19 protein-coding genes are annotated in these 16,481 nt (G+C 52.9%); 18 read left to right on the top strand and 1 reads right to left on the bottom strand.

The annotated features are described in order from the left end of the window. The 5 genes from F4Y39_11855 to F4Y39_11835 all read left to right on the top strand — a co-directional run. Positions 1-1,498 (top strand): sodium-translocating pyrophosphatase (locus tag F4Y39_11855; protein ID MYC14412.1); only part of this gene is annotated, 1,498 nt, incomplete at its 5' end. Between the two features lie 193 nt (positions 1,499-1,691). After that, positions 1,692-2,036 carry a 30S ribosomal protein S6 gene (gene rpsF, locus F4Y39_11850; GenBank protein MYC14411.1) on the top strand — a complete coding sequence of 115 codons (345 nt, stop codon included), beginning with the start codon at positions 1,692-1,694 and terminating at the stop codon, positions 2,034-2,036. Then, positions 2,029-2,280, top strand: a complete 252-nt coding sequence (gene rpsR / locus F4Y39_11845; protein MYC14410.1) for a 30S ribosomal protein S18 — start codon at positions 2,029-2,031, stop codon at positions 2,278-2,280. The genes rpsF and rpsR overlap by 8 nt, the downstream gene beginning before the upstream one ends. 14 nt (positions 2,281-2,294) lie before the next feature. Then, positions 2,295-2,738, top strand: a complete 444-nt coding sequence (locus F4Y39_11840; protein MYC14409.1) for a 50S ribosomal protein L9 — start codon at positions 2,295-2,297, stop codon at positions 2,736-2,738. 27 nt (positions 2,739-2,765) lie between these two features. After that, complete coding sequence (locus F4Y39_11835; GenBank protein ID MYC14408.1) at positions 2,766-3,347, top strand: hypothetical protein; 582 nt, start codon at positions 2,766-2,768, stop codon at positions 3,345-3,347. A 202-nt stretch (positions 3,348-3,549) separates the two neighbouring features. On the opposite strand, the gene F4Y39_11830 is transcribed toward F4Y39_11835, so the two are convergent. Beyond that, positions 3,550-4,497: a formylglycine-generating enzyme family protein gene (locus F4Y39_11830; protein ID MYC14407.1), complete on the bottom strand. Its 948-nt coding sequence runs from the start codon at positions 4,495-4,497 to the stop codon at positions 3,550-3,552. Between the two features lie 548 nt (positions 4,498-5,045). On the opposite strand from F4Y39_11830, the gene F4Y39_11825 reads away from it, so the two are divergent. The 13 genes from F4Y39_11825 (at position 5,046) to F4Y39_11765 (ending at position 16,468) form a co-directional block, all read left to right on the top strand. Further along, on the top strand, positions 5,046-5,333 hold the full coding sequence (locus F4Y39_11825) for a GIY-YIG nuclease family protein (protein MYC14406.1): 288 nt from the start codon (positions 5,046-5,048) through the stop codon (positions 5,331-5,333). Between the two features lie 34 nt (positions 5,334-5,367). Further along, positions 5,368-5,583, top strand: a complete 216-nt coding sequence (locus tag F4Y39_11820; GenBank protein ID MYC14405.1) for a hypothetical protein — start codon at positions 5,368-5,370, stop codon at positions 5,581-5,583. A 118-nt stretch (positions 5,584-5,701) separates the two neighbouring features. Further along, complete coding sequence (locus tag F4Y39_11815) at positions 5,702-6,316, top strand: hypothetical protein (GenBank protein ID MYC14404.1); 615 nt, start codon at positions 5,702-5,704, stop codon at positions 6,314-6,316. 321 nt (positions 6,317-6,637) lie between these two features. Next, positions 6,638-7,531 carry an Rpn family recombination-promoting nuclease/putative transposase gene (locus F4Y39_11810; protein ID MYC14403.1) on the top strand — a complete coding sequence of 298 codons (894 nt, stop codon included), beginning with the start codon at positions 6,638-6,640 and terminating at the stop codon, positions 7,529-7,531. Positions 7,532-7,861: 330 nt separating this feature from the next. Next, a complete protein-coding gene (locus F4Y39_11805; protein ID MYC14402.1) occupies positions 7,862-8,134 on the top strand; it encodes a hypothetical protein in 273 nt (90 codons plus the stop codon). 358 nt (positions 8,135-8,492) lie between these two features. After that, a complete protein-coding gene (rfbF, locus tag F4Y39_11800) occupies positions 8,493-9,272 on the top strand; it encodes a glucose-1-phosphate cytidylyltransferase (GenBank protein MYC14401.1) in 780 nt (259 codons plus the stop codon). Further along, the gene (rfbG, locus tag F4Y39_11795) at positions 9,272-10,360 is read left to right on the top strand and encodes a CDP-glucose 4,6-dehydratase (GenBank protein MYC14400.1); all 1,089 of its coding nucleotides are present in this window, start codon (positions 9,272-9,274) and stop codon (positions 10,358-10,360) included. The genes rfbF and rfbG overlap by 1 nt, the downstream gene beginning before the upstream one ends. 8 nt (positions 10,361-10,368) lie before the next feature. Then, entirely contained in the window at positions 10,369-11,472 is a 1,104-nt protein-coding gene (locus F4Y39_11790; protein MYC14399.1) for an NAD-dependent epimerase/dehydratase family protein, read from the top strand. Then, on the top strand, positions 11,469-12,407 hold the full coding sequence (locus F4Y39_11785; protein ID MYC14398.1) for an FkbM family methyltransferase: 939 nt from the start codon (positions 11,469-11,471) through the stop codon (positions 12,405-12,407). Before F4Y39_11790 ends, F4Y39_11785 begins: the two co-directional genes overlap by 4 nt. Before the next feature lie 10 nt (positions 12,408-12,417). Further along, positions 12,418-13,749: a lipopolysaccharide biosynthesis protein RfbH gene (rfbH, locus tag F4Y39_11780; protein ID MYC14397.1), complete on the top strand. Its 1,332-nt coding sequence runs from the start codon at positions 12,418-12,420 to the stop codon at positions 13,747-13,749. An 11-nt stretch (positions 13,750-13,760) separates the two neighbouring features. Further along, positions 13,761-14,738 carry a glycosyltransferase family 2 protein gene (locus tag F4Y39_11775; protein MYC14396.1) on the top strand — a complete coding sequence of 326 codons (978 nt, stop codon included), beginning with the start codon at positions 13,761-13,763 and terminating at the stop codon, positions 14,736-14,738. After that, a complete protein-coding gene (locus F4Y39_11770) occupies positions 14,710-15,810 on the top strand; it encodes a hypothetical protein (GenBank protein ID MYC14395.1) in 1,101 nt (366 codons plus the stop codon). The genes F4Y39_11775 and F4Y39_11770 overlap by 29 nt, the downstream gene beginning before the upstream one ends. Further along, on the top strand, positions 15,695-16,468 hold the full coding sequence (locus F4Y39_11765; protein ID MYC14394.1) for a hypothetical protein: 774 nt from the start codon (positions 15,695-15,697) through the stop codon (positions 16,466-16,468). Before F4Y39_11770 ends, F4Y39_11765 begins: the two co-directional genes overlap by 116 nt. Positions 16,469-16,481 lie beyond the last annotated feature (13 nt).

Below are 16,481 nucleotides of genomic sequence, written 5' to 3'. Positions count from 1 at the left end.
AGATGTTTATAAGCTACAGATTAATACCAAGACGGCAGATGTGGGGGCGGATCTGGTGGGTAAGGTGGAGGCCGGGATACCGGAGGACGATCCGAGAAACCCAGCTGTTATTGCAGACCATGTGGGCGATAATGTGGGCGATGTGGCGGGGATGGGTGCGGATATTTTTGAGTCTTATGTGGGGTCTATTATTGCGACGATTGCGATTGCGGCAACGGCTGGTGGCGCGGCATTGGTCACGTTGGGAGGCGATTCGGACATGGTGCGGGTCGCGGCGATGCAATATCCGCTTGTCGTGGTTATGATCGGTTTGTTGGCGTCGATGATCGGCGTGGGGTCTATTCGCGTTTTGCAGTCTTTAAGTCCAGATGCAGCGCTGCGCTACGCCACGTATATTTCCGCTCTTTTGATGCTTGTTGGTTCTTTTTTTGCCGCGGAATATCTCGGTTTGGCTCGCGGGGTGTTTTGGGCTATTCTCTTTGGTTGTCTCGTCGGTATTGCCATTGCGCTGATGACGGAGTACTACACGGGCGGGGCACCTGTTAAGCGCATTGCCCATTCTTCGGAGACGGGATCGGCGACCAATATGATCGCGGGTCTGGCGGTGGGGATGGAGAGTACGACGTTGCCGATTTTGGGGATTTGTGTTGCTATTGCAGGGTCGTTTCACTTTGCGGGATTGTACGGTATTGGCATTGCCGCTGTGGGTATGTTATCGACTGTGGGCGTTACGATGGCGGTGGATGCTTATGGTCCAATTGCCGATAATGCGGGCGGTATTTCCGAGATGGCCCATTTGGGTCCGGAGACGCGAGAAATTACGGATGAGCTGGACTCGCTCGGGAATACGACGGCGGCGATTGGTAAGGGATTTGCGATTGGTTCTGCTGCGCTGACTGCGCTGGCGCTGTTTTCCGCGTATTCGGCGGCTGTGGGGATCGATTCTATTAATTTGACCAAGCCCCTGGTTGTGATTGGTCTGTTTTTGGGCGGTGGTGTGCCTTTTTGCGTGGCGGCACTGACGATGACGAGTGTGGGCAATGCGGCGTTTAAGATGGTTGAAGAGGTGCGTCGGCAGTTCCGCGAGATTCCAGGGCTGATGGAGGGGACGGGCAAGCCGGATACGCGCCGCTGTGTGGATATCAGTTCTGTGGCGGCTTTGCGCGAGATGGTGGTGCCCGGTCTGGTGGCTGTGTTGACGCCGGTGCTGGTTGGCTTTTTTCTGGGGGCAGAGGCGCTGGGCGGTATGCTGGCGGGGGCGACGGTGTCGGGTGTGTTGCTGGCGCTGATGATGGCGAATAGCGGGGGTGCGCTGGATAATGCGAAGAAGTTGATTGAGGGGGGCAATTTGGGCGGTAAGGGGTCCGAGGCTCACAAGGCAGCCGTGGTTGGCGATACGGTTGGCGATCCCTTAAAAGATACGTCTGGCCCCGCGTTGAATATTTTGATTAAGTTGATGTCGGTGGTTTCACTGATGCTGGCACCTTTGCTGGCGTGACCCCGTATAAGAGCATTACGGGGCAGGCTGCTATTGTCATTGCGGCATGGTCCCGTATAGAGTCACTACGGGACATGCTTAAGCCGCAATCCAGGATTTTGTTTTAAGGTTGTCTTTATAGAAGGTTCGCGCTTTTTTTTCCAACCCCGTTCAGAACACGGTTTTCTGAACCACACGTCCATGGGGGATAGTTATGTCACGAGATTACGAGATGGCTTTGATTGTCGATACGCAGGTCGATGCGGACGCGACGATCGATCGCTATGCGTCGTTGCTCGCCGATCAGGGCGCTGCGGTGGTCAATGTTGACCGCTGGGGCGTGCGCAGGCTCGCTTATGAGATTCAAAAGCGGCAGCAGGGCGACTATACATTTTTTTATTTTCAGGCCGATCCGGGCGCGATTGCAGATGTCGAGCGGGCGTGCCGTTTGGATGAGGATGTTTTGCGGCATCTGATTCTTCAGACTGATATTCCTCCTCAGATGGAGGAAGAAGAGGATGCTGAAGCGGTTTCAGTAGAGGAGGACGGCGATGAATAGAGGACGTTTGAAAATTTGCCATATTTGCGAGGGGCATTCAAGGGCCTGCCATTTTAAAGCACACCGTTTGGATGTTCACTATAAGAATGATCGTTTGTTGCGCCGGTTTGTTACAGAGCGCGGGAAAATTGTTCCGCGGCGTATGACGGGTACGTGTGCAAAGGGGCAGCGCGCATTGGTGCGCGCGATTAAGCGCGCCCGCTTTCTCGCGCTTATGCCTTATGTGAATGATTCGGTTCGGTGAGATAGGATTACACGATGAAAATTATTCTTACAGCAGATGTGGATACGCTGGGCAATGCTGGCGATGTGGTGGAGGTGAAGGATGGGTACGCGCGAAATTTTTTGCTGCCGCGCTCGGTGGCGTTGATTGCAAATGAGCGCAATATGGCGGTGTACGAGAAGGTGCGCCAGCAACGCGAAGCCCAACAAGCCCGTGAAACGCGCGATGCCGAGTCTCTGGCAGAGGCTCTGAAAGAGGTTTCGTGCAATGTGGCTGTCAAGGCAGGCGAAGAGGATCGCATTTTTGGATCGGTGACAGCACAGCAAATTGCAGTCGCGCTCAGTGACCTGGGGTTCGATATTGATCGTCGGGATATAGAACTCGAAGAGCCAATTCGAGCACTGGGGGTATATGATGTGCCCATCCGACTTTATGCAGGGGTTGTGGTGTCTGTGAAGGTTTGGGTGGTTAGAGAGTAGGGGTTATAATATTATAAGGAGAAGGTCATGGGTGCAAAGCAGGGGTTCAGGGCAATTTTTTTGCTGTTATTTGTCGTTGCGAGTGTGATGGCTGATGTTTCTGTTTCTTCTGCCAGAGATATCCGGTTCGATAGGGCAGGCGTGGTTGATGTTGTACCCTATATAGGTGTTGCACGTCCAGTTGTTTTTGATTATACGGGGACGGGGACCTATCTGGGAGATCTGTCGAACTTGAGTGGGGGTATTCAAGGTGCCTATTGGTTAAATAATGCGACTGCGATTGGTGTGGATGTTGGGATGGCTCCCGGACTGGAGACGACGACGTGGGCCGGTTCTGTTTATGTGGCACAAAATTTCAATGCGGCGTGTCCCATCCCGCAATATGTTTCTGTTGGGGTGGGCAGGCAGGGCGCGGGATACTCACTTGATGGTGCCAGGACTGTTGCGTATTTGGGTGTCGGTGTTAGGTACCAGCCTCTGGAGTCTCCCAAGTACGGTTTCCAGGCGGGTGTGAAGTTCAATTCCGTGTTTGATAAAGATTGTTTGGGCGATTCAGCGACTCGGAAATACGCGACTGTGAATGTCGGGCTTGTTTTGAGTATGTTCTAATCTGATTTCGCGCACAATTGTAGATAATAAAAAAACGGAGGACGTTTTCGCGTCCTCCGTTTTTTTATTCATGGTTTTTAGCTGTTGGTTTTGATTGTCATCGCGGCATGGTGTTGAGCCGCGATCCAGAGGTTTTGCCTTTTATCCGTGTTTATCTGTGTTCATCTGTGTAAAACGCTCAAATTATTCGCGTTTTTTCTTTTCATGCATTTCGCGCACACCGAAACCCCAAATTGCCCGTGGAGCTGTCCGGCGTGTTTGCGCTGCGGGCAGCCACGCGGTATCGGTTGCAGTAGGAGTCGTGACACAAATAGGAGCCGCCGCGCATGCTTTTCGCCTGTCCGATGGGGGGACCCGTGGGGTTCTTTGCGGTGCTTTTGAGGTGGAAGGTGGGGCTGAACCAGTCGCTGCACCATTCCCAGACGTTGCCCGAGATGTTGTAGATGCCGTAGTTGTTGGGAGGGAAGGATGTGACGGGTGCGGTGCTGATGTATCCGTCTGCCCGGGTGTTTTGTTCGGGGAATGTGCCCTGCCAGATGTTGCACATGTGTTTGCCATTGGGTTCGAGGTCGTCGCCCCAGGGGTAGCGCATGCTTTTTAAGCCGCCCCGTGCGGCAAATTCCCATTCGGCTTCTGTGGGCAGGCGTTTTCCCGCCCAGTTGCAATAGGCGACCGCGTCGTTCCACGAGATGTGGATCGCGGGGTGATGCCAGCGGTTGTTGATATTTGTGCCGGGTCCTTCGGGGCGGTGCCAGCAGGCGCTGTCAACTGCAAACCACCAGGGGGTATCGACGACGGTTTGCGAGATGTGCGAGGCGGTGTTGGGGGGGACAAAGAGGTGGAAGACAAAGGACCAGCCAAAGCGTTCGGCTTCGGTTTTGTACGCGGTTGCGCGGACGAATTTGGCAAAGTCGGCGTTGGTGACGGCACACTCATCGAGGTAAAAGGGATCAACTGTGACTTCGCGCACGGGTCCTTCGCCGTCTTCTGCAAAGCCTTCGTTGCCATCGGTTCCCATGAGAAAGGTGCCGCCCGAGAGGCGTACCATGCCTTTGAGGGATGTATCACTTCTGCGCCGCGTTTTTTGTTTGCGCGTTTTTCTTTTTTTGGATGAGACAGGTCTGCTCGCACCGCAGCAGGGGGAGGACATAGTGATTCTCCTGAGGTTATGGGTTGCGCGAATACGGGTTTAATGATACGATGCGACGCGCGGGCTGTCAAGAGAAGGGAGAAGTATGAAGGGAGAAGTGTGTACCGCCGTCATCGCGGTATGGTTCCCTGCTCAAAATCATGCAGAGCCTGCCCCGTAGTGCTTTAATACGGGGGACATGCTTGAGCCGCGATCCAGAAGGTTTTATCTGCAAAGAGAAGAGAGAAAGGTCATCAACAAAGCCGTCATCGCGGTATGGTTTTGAGCCGCGATCCAGAAGGTTTTATCTGTCCCTTGAGGTGTTAATAAAGGGGACAGACTATTTCCGCTTGCTTTTTGTCTGTTTATACTTCATTATTTTTAATGAATTCATTAATCCAGAGGTGTCGGGCAAAGCCTGCACCGCAATGCCTGCCATATAGAATCATTGCCTATGCGGAGGCATTCGTCATCGCGGTATGGTTCCCTGCTCAAAATCATGCAGAGCCTGCCCCGTAGTGCTTTAATACGGGGGACATGCTTGAGCCGCGATCCAGAATATTTAAGGAATGAACCAACCTTGCGTATATATAATGGCGAGCAAACGCAACGGAACCCTGTACACCGGCGTTACCTCGAATCTTGTCCAACGAGTTTGGCAGCACAAAAACAATCTGGTAGAAGGATTCACGAAGTGTTATGGCATACATACATTGGTTTGGTATGAAGTTCATGAAACAATGCAAAGTGCCATCATGAAGGAGAAGAGGGTGAAGAAATGGAAACGGGTATGGAAGCTTGCATTGATAGAAAAGAATAATCCGGGATGGCGGGATTTGTACACGGACATCATCTGACCTTATATTATGGATCTTATGAGGTATCAAAAAGATGAAAAAAAGTGCCCGTTACGCGAAAATAGTGGCCTGGTCGGAAGAGGATCAGTGCTATGTTGGAAGATGTCCGGGGCTATTTTATGGTGGATGTCACGGCGATGACGAGCAAGAGGTGTTCTCGGAACTGTGTCGCATTGTCGAAGATACCATTGAATTATACGAGCGAGACCGTAGGCCACTGCCAGTACCCGAGATGCTAAGCATTGCCTGACCTTTCGCGTCCCCCCATCACTGGATAGAACCACTCCAGTGCAGGCTCTGATGAACTGGAGTGCGACCAGTTTTACACCGCTTCTGACTATTTTTTAATTCATATAAGGATTCCTCACATGACAGAAATGGAAGTGATTGCCGTGCAGCTTGAACCCAATAGCAATCATCCGCTGGTCTGGTTAAAGGATAAGGACCAGAAGGTTTTTTTGCCCATTGCAATTGGCAATTTTGAGGCGGTTGCGATTTCTCTGGTGCTTCACGATGAGCCGCCGCCGCGTCCTATTGCGTATGATTTGTTGTGTGCCATTATGGATGGGTTCGATGTACGCGTCGAGCAAGTGCTGGTCAGTGCGTTGAAAGACGAGACGTTTTTTGCCGAGATTACACTTGTCCGCGATGGGGAGTCGATTGTTATTGATTCGCGCCCGAGCGATGCGCTGGCATTGGCGTTGCGCGTTGATGCGCCGGTTTTTGTGGCGGACCAGGTGATTGAGGAGGCGGGGCTGTCGGTCAAGCAAGATGTGCCCATTGAGGACGGTGAAGATAATATTGCTGCGATTGTTGCGTCTGTCGCAGAGGATGAACCCGCTGAGGAGGCGCCCGATCAGGTGACGCAGCAGGTAGATGCGCTCAAGGCGCGTTTGCAAGAGGCGGTCGCGCTGGAAGAGTACGAAGAAGCCGCCAGGCTGCGCGACGAGATCGGCAGGCTCGAACACAGTATTGAAAAATGATCGCGCGCATTATAATAATATTGTAGGGGACGGCCCCTGTGCCGTCCCGTGCGATCCAGCATTGAGATAAAGGTACATATTTTTCACGATTCCCATCCTCCCTGGATCAAAACGTACACTTTTACCTCCCAGTGCGTTCCATGTGTATGTGCCTCCACAGGCGATCCCTACATTCAGGTTACAGTATATTAATAGCATGATGAGGGTACTTGAGCTTCTGTCCATACGATTTATCGTTCAATTCTGTGACGTTGGCTCAATATTTGCTCAGGGTCTGACTGTTGCGTGTAAAACTCATCCATCAGACTCAGGGCATCTCACATGGCCGAATATGACACCGTCTCCAAAGATCTCATCCAGACCTATCCCAAAGACTTTATCCGACTCACACTTGAACAGGACGATATAGAAGTCCTCGACATCCTCGACACAGAGCAAAGCATGGTTGATACACGATACGCCGATAGCCTCATCCGCGTTCAGATCGCTGGTCAGGAGGCATTGGTGCATCACGAGTTTCAAACGACTGACGATGCATCTATGCCGCTCCGCATGGCGGGCTATATTATACGTGCGATGGAGCAGCACGGCCTGCCGGTTTCTTCGAGTGTGATCTACTTGCGGCGCAGTGCGGGTCGGCGCGATCCAGGGTATTATGTCCAGGATTTTCTCGGCCGTCGTGTTTTGATAGAATACACAGTGATTCGGCTGAGTGAGATAGAAGGACAGGATATTATAGATGGCGGACCTTCGGGATTGTTTCCGTTCGTGCCGTTGATGAAGCGTCCGTCTGGCATAGATTCAGAGGCGTGGTTGCATCACTGTGTTGACGCGACGAATGCTTTGCCGGTGGATGAATCAATAAAGATTGACTTTTTGGGCAGGTTGATGATATTGAGTGGGTTAGAGTATGATCCGATACTGATCAATCGTATTCTATTACAGGAGGGTCTTATGGATGCCATTATGCGCGAATCGTTGTCTGCACAATACATTAAGCAATTGGGTATTGAGCAAGGTATTGAGCAAGGTGAAAGAAGAAGCATGATCGAAGCGATCCTCGACGTGTTGGAGATTCGATTTGATCTGAGTGAAGCACATCCCTTATCTGCTCGCATTGCCGCGATTGACGATTTGCAACGCCTGAAGCCGTTGCACCGTGCAGCGATCCAGGTGTCCAGTCTTGAGGCATTTGAGCAAGTGTTGGATGGGTGACGCGGTTGTCCCTATAATATATTGAGGTCGGATTGAAATAAGTGAGACAGTTATTTTTTCCCAAACACAACAGGTTCAGGTATGGCCCTACAAACCGTTGCCACCATGACAGCCGATGAGCTTCTGGTGATGCCGCACAATGGCTATCGCTATGAACTCATAAATTGATGGCGGCGATGTCGTGCCCGGGTGGCAATTGCCACTTGCAGATGTGTTCTAATTTTGCCCCCTGCTCAAAACCATGCAGGGGCAGGCTTTTTGCCTTATATTCATTGATAACCGCAGGGATGGTTCCTTATAACATAGCATTCAAAAATGGTAGGACACCCCATGCAGCTTCCCACAGCAGAAAGCAGGATGGCCGATATCGATACGCTCCTGAGTCGAATAGAAGGGATTGTCGATCAAATTGTGCAGCGATTGACCAGCCTGGAAGGTCGTATGAACAGTCTGAATAATCGTCTGGACAATATGGATATGCGCTTGGACAATATGGAAGGGCGCATGGCCAGCCATTTGAAATGGATTATTGGACTTCTCCTGACCATTCTGATCGCCATTTTCGGCACGTCAATTACCATTTTGATGAATCTCCCCAAATAGACCAGGCTCCCGCCTGTCATCGCGGCAATGTTTTAGCCGCGATCCAGAAGGTTTTTCTATCTGACCGCTGGATGTGTCTCCCAACCAGTCCCCGCCCCTATTACTGTCCCCGTGCCGTTTTCCTCTTCTTCATACGGAGCTGAAATGGCAAGAAGAAGGAAGACGAGAAGGACGCGTCGCGATTCGCACGGGGAGAGGTGATTCTTGGCTAATCGTAACCTGTCTCGACAGCGGCATCCGCGCTATAGTAGAGGTGTGAGTGGGGATATTTGGGATGACAAGTATAAATTATTTGTCTATGTTGTGCAGGTGCAAGAAGAAAAAATAAATGTCTGACAGACAATGGGAGTGACCAAAGATGAAGGCAGTTATTCTGGCTGGTGGCCTGGGTACGCGTCTGGCGGAAGAAACGACGACCAGGCCAAAGCCGATGGTCGAAATCGGCGGGCAGCCTATGCTCTGGCATATTATGAAAATATACCAGCAGCACGGGGTGTCCGATTTTATTGTGTGCCTGGGATACAAGGGCGATGTGATCAAGCAATATTTTCTCAATTACCGCAGCTATGTTTCCGATGTTTTTGTCGATCTTGCCAGTGGCAAGGTCGATTACGGCAAAGATCAGGTGGAGCCATGGCGCGTGACGCTTGCCGATACCGGGCTGGATACGCAGACGGGGGGGCGGATCAGGCGCGTGCGCGACTATATCGGGGATGAGACTTTCTGCATGACTTATGGCGATGCGGTCACGGATCTGGATATTGGGCGGGTGATTGATTTTCACCTGTCGCACGGGAAAATGGCGACGGTTACGGCTGTGCGGCCTATCGCGCGTTTTGGAACGATAGAGTTGGATGGGCATCTCGTGTCGCATTTTGAAGAGAAACCACCGGACGAAGGCGGATGGGTCAACGGTGGTTTTTTCGTTCTGTCTCCCGATGTTTTCGATCTCATTGACGGCGATGATGTGGTATGGGAGCACTTCCCTATGCAGCATCTGGCCGCGGAAGGCGAACTGGCTGCCTATCTTCACGAGGGGTTCTGGCACTGCATGGATACGCCTCGGGACAAGCTCAGTCTGGAACAGTTGTGGGATAACGGGAATCCGCCCTGGGCGACCTGGAAAGGGGCGGTTTGATGAATGTATGGCAGGGGAGGCGGGTTTTTGTGACCGGGCATACCGGATTTAAGGGCGGATGGCTGAGTTTGTGGTTGCACGAGGTGGGGGCGCGTGTCTCTGGTTATGGCCTGTTGCCGGAGTCTGAGCCAAATTTGTTTGCGGCTGCGGGTATTGATCGCATTGTCGATAGTACAATAGCCGATGTTCGGGATCTGCCCGCGCTACGCGAAGCCCTGTCTCGCAGCGAGGCAGAGGTCGTGTTCCACCTTGCGGCTCAGCCGCTGGTGCAACGCGGCTATGCAGATCCCATTGGGACGTATTCGACGAATGTTATGGGTACGGCACACGTTCTGGAGGCGGCTCGCGAGTGCGAGCGTGTGCGGGCGGTGGTTGTGGTGACGACGGATAAGTGTTACGAGAGCAGGGAATGGGTTTGGGGGTATCGGGAAAATGATCGGCTGGGGGGGGACGATCCATATAGCAGCAGCAAGGCGTGTGCCGAGTTGTTGGCGCAGGCTTATCGACGGTCTTTTACCGGGCGGGATAAGCGGGATTTGCTGATTGCTACGGCGCGGGCGGGAAATGTGATTGGTGGTGGAGATTGGGCGCGAGATCGGTTGATGCCCGATGCTGTGCGCGCTTTTGGGGCGGGGGAGGTGTTGTTGATTCGCGCGCCCCATGCGGTGCGTCCCTGGCAGCATGTGCTGGAGCCGCTCGGTGGGTATATCGCTCTGGCGGAGCGGTTGCTGAATGGCGAGGCAAGGCAGGCCGATGCGTTTAATTTTGGTCCGCTGCCGGGCAATGCGCGGTCTGTGCAAGAGGTCGTCGATGCTGTGGCAGAGTTGTGGGGAGATGGGGCGCAGTACAGGGTTGACTGTCGGGATTATCCGCCCGAGACGCGGTTGTTGTCCATCGATAGTGCAAAGGCGATGACGATGCTGGACTGGTGTCCGCGGCTGGATCTGACGACGACTTTGAAGATGACGGTTGATTGGTACAGGGCGCACTTGAGGGGCGCGGATATGAGGGGCGTGACCCGTGAACAGGTCCGTGTTTATATGGAAACTCGAGCAATGCCTTTTGATGAGGTCCATGGTGAATTTTAGTGGCGCTTATGAATGTTAGCGATTCCAGTATAGCGATCCACCCGGATCCCATTATTGCGGGCGATATAGCCCGGATTATATCTTCCGGTCTCGAGTGGCGCCGTTTGGCAGGGTGCTCGGTGCTGATTACGGGGGCGACTGGTTTTTTGCCCGCTTATCTCGTCGAGGTTGTGATGGCGCTTCGGCACTGTCCGGCGCTCATAGGGAATGATCCGCCGCGGGTTGTTGCTCTGGTGCGGTCGGAAGACCGCGCGCGTGCCAAATTTGGACGTCATTTGCAGGATCCCAATTTTACGCTTCTGGTGCAGGATGTTTGTACGCGGTTGCCCGTCGATATGCGGCCTGATTTTGTTATTCACGCGGCGAGTCCGGCAAGTCCCAAATACTACCGGGACGATCCGGTCGGTACTATAGGTCCCAATACGGTGGGTACTGAACACCTTCTTGAGCGCGCCGCAGATGTCGATGCAAAGGGTTTTTTGTTTTTTAGTTCGTCGGAGATATACGGCGATCTGCCGGAGACTATGATTCCGACGCGGGAGTCCGATGTGGGTGTGCTGGATTCGATTGATCCGCGCAACTGTTACGCCGAGTCGAAGCGTTTGGGCGAGGCGCTGTGCATTGCCTATCACCGGCAGTTCGGGGTTGCGGCTTCGATTGTGCGGCCTTTCCATGTTTATGGACCGGGTATGCGGTTTGATGATGGACGCGTGTTCGCGGATTTTGCCGCCTCCGTTGTGCAGGGCCGCGATATTGAACTTCTGAGCGCGGGTACGGCGCGTCGGTCATTTTGTTATTTGGGGGATGCAACCGAGGGGTTTTTCCGCATTTTGTTGTGCGGTGAGTCCGGGACGGCATATAATCTCGGCAATCCCGATTGCGAAGTTTCGATTGCAGAATTGGCGGAGATACTGACTGCGCTTTATCCCGAGAAGGGTTTGAAGGTGATCCGCGCTGTCCGGAAAGTAGGGGATCCCTATATGCCGAGTAAGGTCGAGCGGTCGTGTCCAGATGTTGGGCGACTCAGATCGCTTGGATGGCGTCCCTCAATTGATATTGGGACGGGATTTCGACGCGCTATCGATAGTTTGTCTTTGGGTGCTTTGCGATGAAGGATTTGGATATCCAGGCGCTTTGTGATCTGCGGCTGGCTTATGAGCAGGGCGATCTCGACCGGCAGAAGTTCTGGGCGTTGATGCGGGATTACCATCTTCGTTTGCGCGCCTATCCGCCGCTTTTGGCTAAGGGCGAGGTCGCGTCCATACAGATCGGTGAGACGGGTTTGATCGCTCAGCTCAAATCGGGGTTGAGATTTTTCTGGAATCCCGAGAATCTTCGAGAGCCTGTGTCCGAGGCGATCAATCACGGGGCTTATGAACGGTTTGCCGGTCGCGTGATTGTCCGATGCGCCAGGCGCGCTTCTCTCGCGGTTGATGCGGGCGCGAATATAGGCTGGTATTCGGTTAAGATGGCAATGGGGGGTGGACGGGTTATTGCCTATGAACCGGTGGGGGATACAGCCGCGGTGTTGAAGGCGAATATCGCGCTCAATGGCTTTTCTGATCGCATAACTGTGATATCGCAGGGTCTCGCCGCCCGTCCGGGTCAGGGCGAAATTTTTTTGCCGCGGGATACGGGGCATGTCGGTGCCTCGCTGCGGGAGTTGCATCCCGGGGAGATGAGTCGCAAGTTGACTGTTCGTCTGACGACGCTCGACGAGTCTCTGCCGGCCAATACGGGGGTTCCGCTCGGTCTTTTGAAGTGCGATGTTGAAGGTGCAGAGTTGATGGTTCTGCAAGGGGGGGCTGGGGTTATAGCGCGCGACCGACCGGTACTGTTTTTGGAGCTTCTCCGCAAGTGGTCGGCTGCGTTTGGCTACCATCCCAACGAGGTGATTGCATGGACGAAAGCCCTCGGCTATGACTGCTGGGCGGTTGGTGAAGGGCAGCTTCGGCACTGTGAGACGATTGCGGATGATACTGTTGAGACGAATTTTTTGTTTGTGCAGTTAGAGCGCGATGCCGCGCTGATTGAGGGGTTGACTTAGGGGGTTGCGTATGTCTTCATCGGAGAATTCCGGGTCGAGAGCGGATGCGCTGCGGTCCGAGATACTGAGGCTTACAGCAGAATATGCCGCGTTGGCTCATCCCCCGGGTGTATTTGATGCCGAGCGCAGTCCAGTTCCGGTTTCGGGACGGGTGTACGGCGGGGAGGATATGGTATCGCTCGTCGATTCTGCACTCGATTTCTGGCTTACGACGGGGCGGTTCAATGCGGAGTTCGAGCGGCGGCTTGGCGATTTTCTGGGGCGCAAGCATGTGCTTACTGTCAATTCTGGTTCTTCTGCCAATCTGGTTGCGTTCGCTTCCCTGACGTCGCATTTGCTTAAGGATAGCGCATTGCGGGCGGGCGACGAGGTCATTACGTGTGCGACCGGGTTTCCGACGACGGTGAATCCCATCATGTTATATGGTATGGTGCCGGTTTTTGTCGATGTGGATATTCCTACTTATAATATTGATCCCTCAGGGCTGGAGGAAGCTGTTACTGATAAGACCAGGGCGATTATGCTGGCGCATACGCTCGGGAATCCATTTGATCTGGGGCGCGTGATGGAGGTCGCCAATCGCCACGATTTGTTTGTGATTGAAGATTGTTGCGACGCGCTCGGCGCGCGCTATGACGGTCAACTTGTGGGTACTTTTGGGGCTATTGGGACGCTGAGTTTTTATCCGGCGCATCATATTACGATGGGCGAGGGTGGTGCTGTTTTTACTAATAGAGCTATTTTGCGCCGGGCTATGGAGTCGATTCGCGACTGGGGCAGGGATTGCTTTTGCGCGCCGGGTATGGACAATACTTGTGGTCGCCGGTTTGATTGGCAACTCGGCAATCTGCCGTATGGGTTTGACCATAAGTACATTTACTCACATCTCGGTTTTAATTTGAAGATTACGGATATGCAGGCTGCTGTTGGTGTGGCACAGCTTTCTCATCTGGACGGGTTTCTCGAGAAGCGGCAGCACAATGCGGAACGGTTGTTGCGCGGTCTCGCGCAGTTTCGGGAATATTTTATTTTGCCCGAAGCGACGCCGGGTAGCGAACCGTCCTGGTTCGGATTGCCTCTTACCGTGCGCGATGGCGCGCCTTTTTCTCGCGACGAACTGGTGAGGCATCTAAATGCGCGGCGAATAGGTACTCGCTTTCTCTTTGGCGGCAATCTGGTGCATCAACCCTATATGCGTGGCAGGGAATATCGGATTGTCGGCGATCTGGACAACGCGGATGTTGTTATGAATCGGACTTTTTGGATTGGCGTTTATCCCGGTCTGGATAATGCCCATATCGATTATATGCTGGAAGTGATTGCCGATTTTGTGCGCGTTTGAGGACATGTGCTATGACGGCGAGAAAAAAAATCGGCATTGTCACGCCTTGCTACAATGAGGAAGAGACCGTCGCGGAGTGCCATGCGACGGTGAAAGCCCTGTTTGCAGGTCCTCTATCTGATTATGATTATGAACACCTTTTTTGTGATAATTGTTCTACGGATGCTACGCTTGAAAGATTGCGCGCTATTGCCAGTGCCGATTCCAATGTGCGGGTGATTGCCAATTCGCGGAATTTTGGGGCTTTTCGCAATCTGTTCAATGGCACGATGGCGGTCGGCGGGGATGCTGTGGTGCCGTTTTTGCCTGCTGATCTGCAGGACCCCCCTGATCTTTTGCCCACGTTTGTCCAGCATTGGGAAGCGGGATATAAGGTGTTCTATGGTATTCGCGCCAATCGGGAGGAGTCGTGGCCGATGCGTACTATGCGCCGGTGGTTTTACAAGCTGGTCAACCACTGGTCGCCTTTTGAGATTCCCCAAAATGCCGGGGAGTTTCAGTTGATTGACCGCGTTGTGGTGGAGAATCTCCGCGCTTTTGACGACCACTTTCCGTATTTGCGAGGGATGATTGCCTATTGTGGTTTTGATTCGATTGGCGTGCCCTATACCTGGAAGAAGCGAGGGCGCGGTTTGTCTAAGTCATCGGCGTCTTCGCTTATCGAAGACGGGTTGAACGGTCTCATTTCTTTTAGTATGATGCCCATCCGGATCGCGCTGTTCGCCGGGTTTTCTCTGGCGTCACTCAGCATACTGGTCGCTTTGATTATGTTGATTATCAATTTGATCTACTATAGAGAGTTGGCGCCGCCCGGGATTCCACTGCTGACTGTTTCTCTGTTTTTTTTCGCTGGTTTCCAGCTTTTTTTTATGGGTCTTCTCGGCGAGTATATTCTCGCGATCCATTCCCAGGTGCGCCGCCGCCCATTGGTGATTGAACGAGAGCGCGTGAATTTTTCGGATGATCCGCAAGGGGAACAAGAGGTATAAATGGCGAGACGACGAGATATGCGAATTGTCGGGGATGATCGTCGGATTGGAAGCGCGCATGGGTAAGCGCACGCGGAGAGGTAGGCGCCGGGATAGGCGAGAACACACGCGCGCTTTGAACTGGCGATCTTTGCCGGATGTACTGCTACATCCACAGGGGACCGATGCACCTGTTTGGAAATATTTCGTCCCCATATTGGCGCTGGCGTTTGCGGCACGCGCCGCTATCGCGCTTTACAGCGACTTTCTCTTACATGCCGACGAACTCTATCAATTCCTGGAGCAGGGGCATCGCCTCGCTTTTGGCAATGGTCTGGTTCCCTGGGAGTATTTCTACGGCGTGCGTCCATTGCTGCTGCCTGTGGTGATCGCGGGGATGTTGATGGTGTTTGATGTCTTCGGTCTCGGTCAACCAATGTGGTATGTGGATGGCGTCAAATTGCTGTTTTGTGCGATTTCCCTGTTGATTCCGGCGGGGATGTACTTTTTTGCACGACAGCATTTTGGCGAGACTGCGGGGCGGATCGCGCTGTTGGCAGGGGCGTTTTGGTACGAGTTTGTCGGTTTTGCACACAAGCCGCTGGCTGAATTTGTGGCAACCGGACTCCTGCTGGTTGCGCTTGCTGTTTGTATGCGCCCTTCGTCGGACAAGATTGGGATAAAAATTTGGTTGCTGGCATTTTTGACGGTGCTGCTGGCGGCTTTGCGGATACAATACGCGCCCATCGCGTTTGTGCTGCTCGGCTTGTTCTTTTTGCGCACGGAAAAGAAAATGGCGTTCGGGATCGTTGTGGTTGCGTCTGTCATTGTGGTTGGCGTATTTGATGCGGTAACATGGGGCGGCGGGTTATTTCACTCTTATATTTCCTATTTTCGCTACCAAAATACATATCAAACGCTTGTTGCCAGTAATATCGTCAACCATCCCGGTTACCAATATTTGATTTGGCTGGCGATTGCCAGTGTCGGGTTTGCTGTGCGTTGTACTGGCTCTGCGGGATGTGCGTCGCTACGGGTTCCTGTTGGTACTGCTGATCGCGCTCCTGATCTTGCATTCGGTGCCGGGCCATAAGGAATATCGCTATATTTTTCTCGTCATTCCCCTCTTTCTCATGATCGGTGCAGATATTTTGGCGCAGTTGACAATGAGCCGCAAGTACCTGTGCGCGGCTGTGGTGTTTGTCGTTGTTTCAGTGGGCGGTATTTTAGAGCGGTTGCCGTATCAAGACAGGATGTATCCGGCGTTCTTTGGGCAAAAGTCTCATAAAGTCGGTTTCATTGACAAGCAGAATCTGCTTTTAGACGCCTGGCCTCATCTTTTCGATGCCTACCGTTATCTGGCCCAGGCTCCTGATATGGTGGGGGTATGGCAACTCGATATGGTTTATGTTTCAACACCGGGGTATTATTATTTACACCAAAAAGTGCCGTTCTATGATCATAAAACGGGCATGGCGCATATAGGCACCAATTTAAACAAGATACTTACTTCGGTCAGTCACATTGTGTCTCTAAAGGACATTTCCATACCCGCCTATGTGCTGGAAAAGAAATTTGGGCCTGTGCGGATTTATCGCCGGGAGCAAAAAGATCTGGCAATACGTCAGTGGGAACACTATACCCCTGTTTTTGGGGAGGATCTCGCGCAGATCATGCTCAGGGCCAGTTCCGACGCGCGTCCTTTTCCGCCCAATGCGGGGATTCGCTTTGTAGATGAAGATCGGCGTTGATCTGGTGCTTTGA

This window comes from Gemmatimonadota bacterium (assembly GCA_009838845.1).
In the GTDB taxonomy this organism is placed as follows: Bacteria; Latescibacterota; UBA2968; order UBA2968; family UBA2968; genus VXRD01.
This window is presented reverse-complemented; position numbering and strand designations above follow the sequence as displayed.

What these genes read in the sequence shown, in the direction of transcription:
- rpsR (MYC14410.1), top strand. Translation starts at nt 2,029, where the DNA reads ATGAATAGAGGACGTTTGAAAATTTGCCATATTTGCGAGGGGCATTCA.
- F4Y39_11840 (MYC14409.1), top strand. Translation starts at nt 2,295, where the DNA reads ATGAAAATTATTCTTACAGCAGATGTGGATACGCTGGGCAATGCTGGC.
- F4Y39_11785 (MYC14398.1), top strand. Translation starts at nt 11,469, where the DNA reads ATGAAGGATTTGGATATCCAGGCGCTTTGTGATCTGCGGCTGGCTTAT.
- F4Y39_11770 (MYC14395.1), top strand. Translation starts at nt 14,710, where the DNA reads ATGATCCGCAAGGGGAACAAGAGGTATAAATGGCGAGACGACGAGATA.
- F4Y39_11820 (MYC14405.1), top strand. Translation starts at nt 5,368, where the DNA reads ATGAAAAAAAGTGCCCGTTACGCGAAAATAGTGGCCTGGTCGGAAGAG.
- F4Y39_11830 (MYC14407.1), bottom strand. Translation starts at nt 4,497, where the DNA reads ATGTCCTCCCCCTGCTGCGGTGCGAGCAGACCTGTCTCATCCAAAAAA.
- F4Y39_11815 (MYC14404.1), top strand. Translation starts at nt 5,702, where the DNA reads ATGACAGAAATGGAAGTGATTGCCGTGCAGCTTGAACCCAATAGCAAT.
- rfbF (MYC14401.1), top strand. Translation starts at nt 8,493, where the DNA reads ATGAAGGCAGTTATTCTGGCTGGTGGCCTGGGTACGCGTCTGGCGGAA.
- rpsF (MYC14411.1), top strand. Translation starts at nt 1,692, where the DNA reads ATGTCACGAGATTACGAGATGGCTTTGATTGTCGATACGCAGGTCGAT.
- F4Y39_11835 (MYC14408.1), top strand. Translation starts at nt 2,766, where the DNA reads ATGGGTGCAAAGCAGGGGTTCAGGGCAATTTTTTTGCTGTTATTTGTC.
- rfbH (MYC14397.1), top strand. Translation starts at nt 12,418, where the DNA reads ATGTCTTCATCGGAGAATTCCGGGTCGAGAGCGGATGCGCTGCGGTCC.
- rfbG (MYC14400.1), top strand. Translation starts at nt 9,272, where the DNA reads ATGAATGTATGGCAGGGGAGGCGGGTTTTTGTGACCGGGCATACCGGA.
- F4Y39_11825 (MYC14406.1), top strand. Translation starts at nt 5,046, where the DNA reads ATGAACCAACCTTGCGTATATATAATGGCGAGCAAACGCAACGGAACC.
- F4Y39_11775 (MYC14396.1), top strand. Translation starts at nt 13,761, where the DNA reads ATGACGGCGAGAAAAAAAATCGGCATTGTCACGCCTTGCTACAATGAG.
- F4Y39_11805 (MYC14402.1), top strand. Translation starts at nt 7,862, where the DNA reads ATGCAGCTTCCCACAGCAGAAAGCAGGATGGCCGATATCGATACGCTC.
- F4Y39_11810 (MYC14403.1), top strand. Translation starts at nt 6,638, where the DNA reads ATGGCCGAATATGACACCGTCTCCAAAGATCTCATCCAGACCTATCCC.
- F4Y39_11790 (MYC14399.1), top strand. Translation starts at nt 10,369, where the DNA reads ATGAATGTTAGCGATTCCAGTATAGCGATCCACCCGGATCCCATTATT.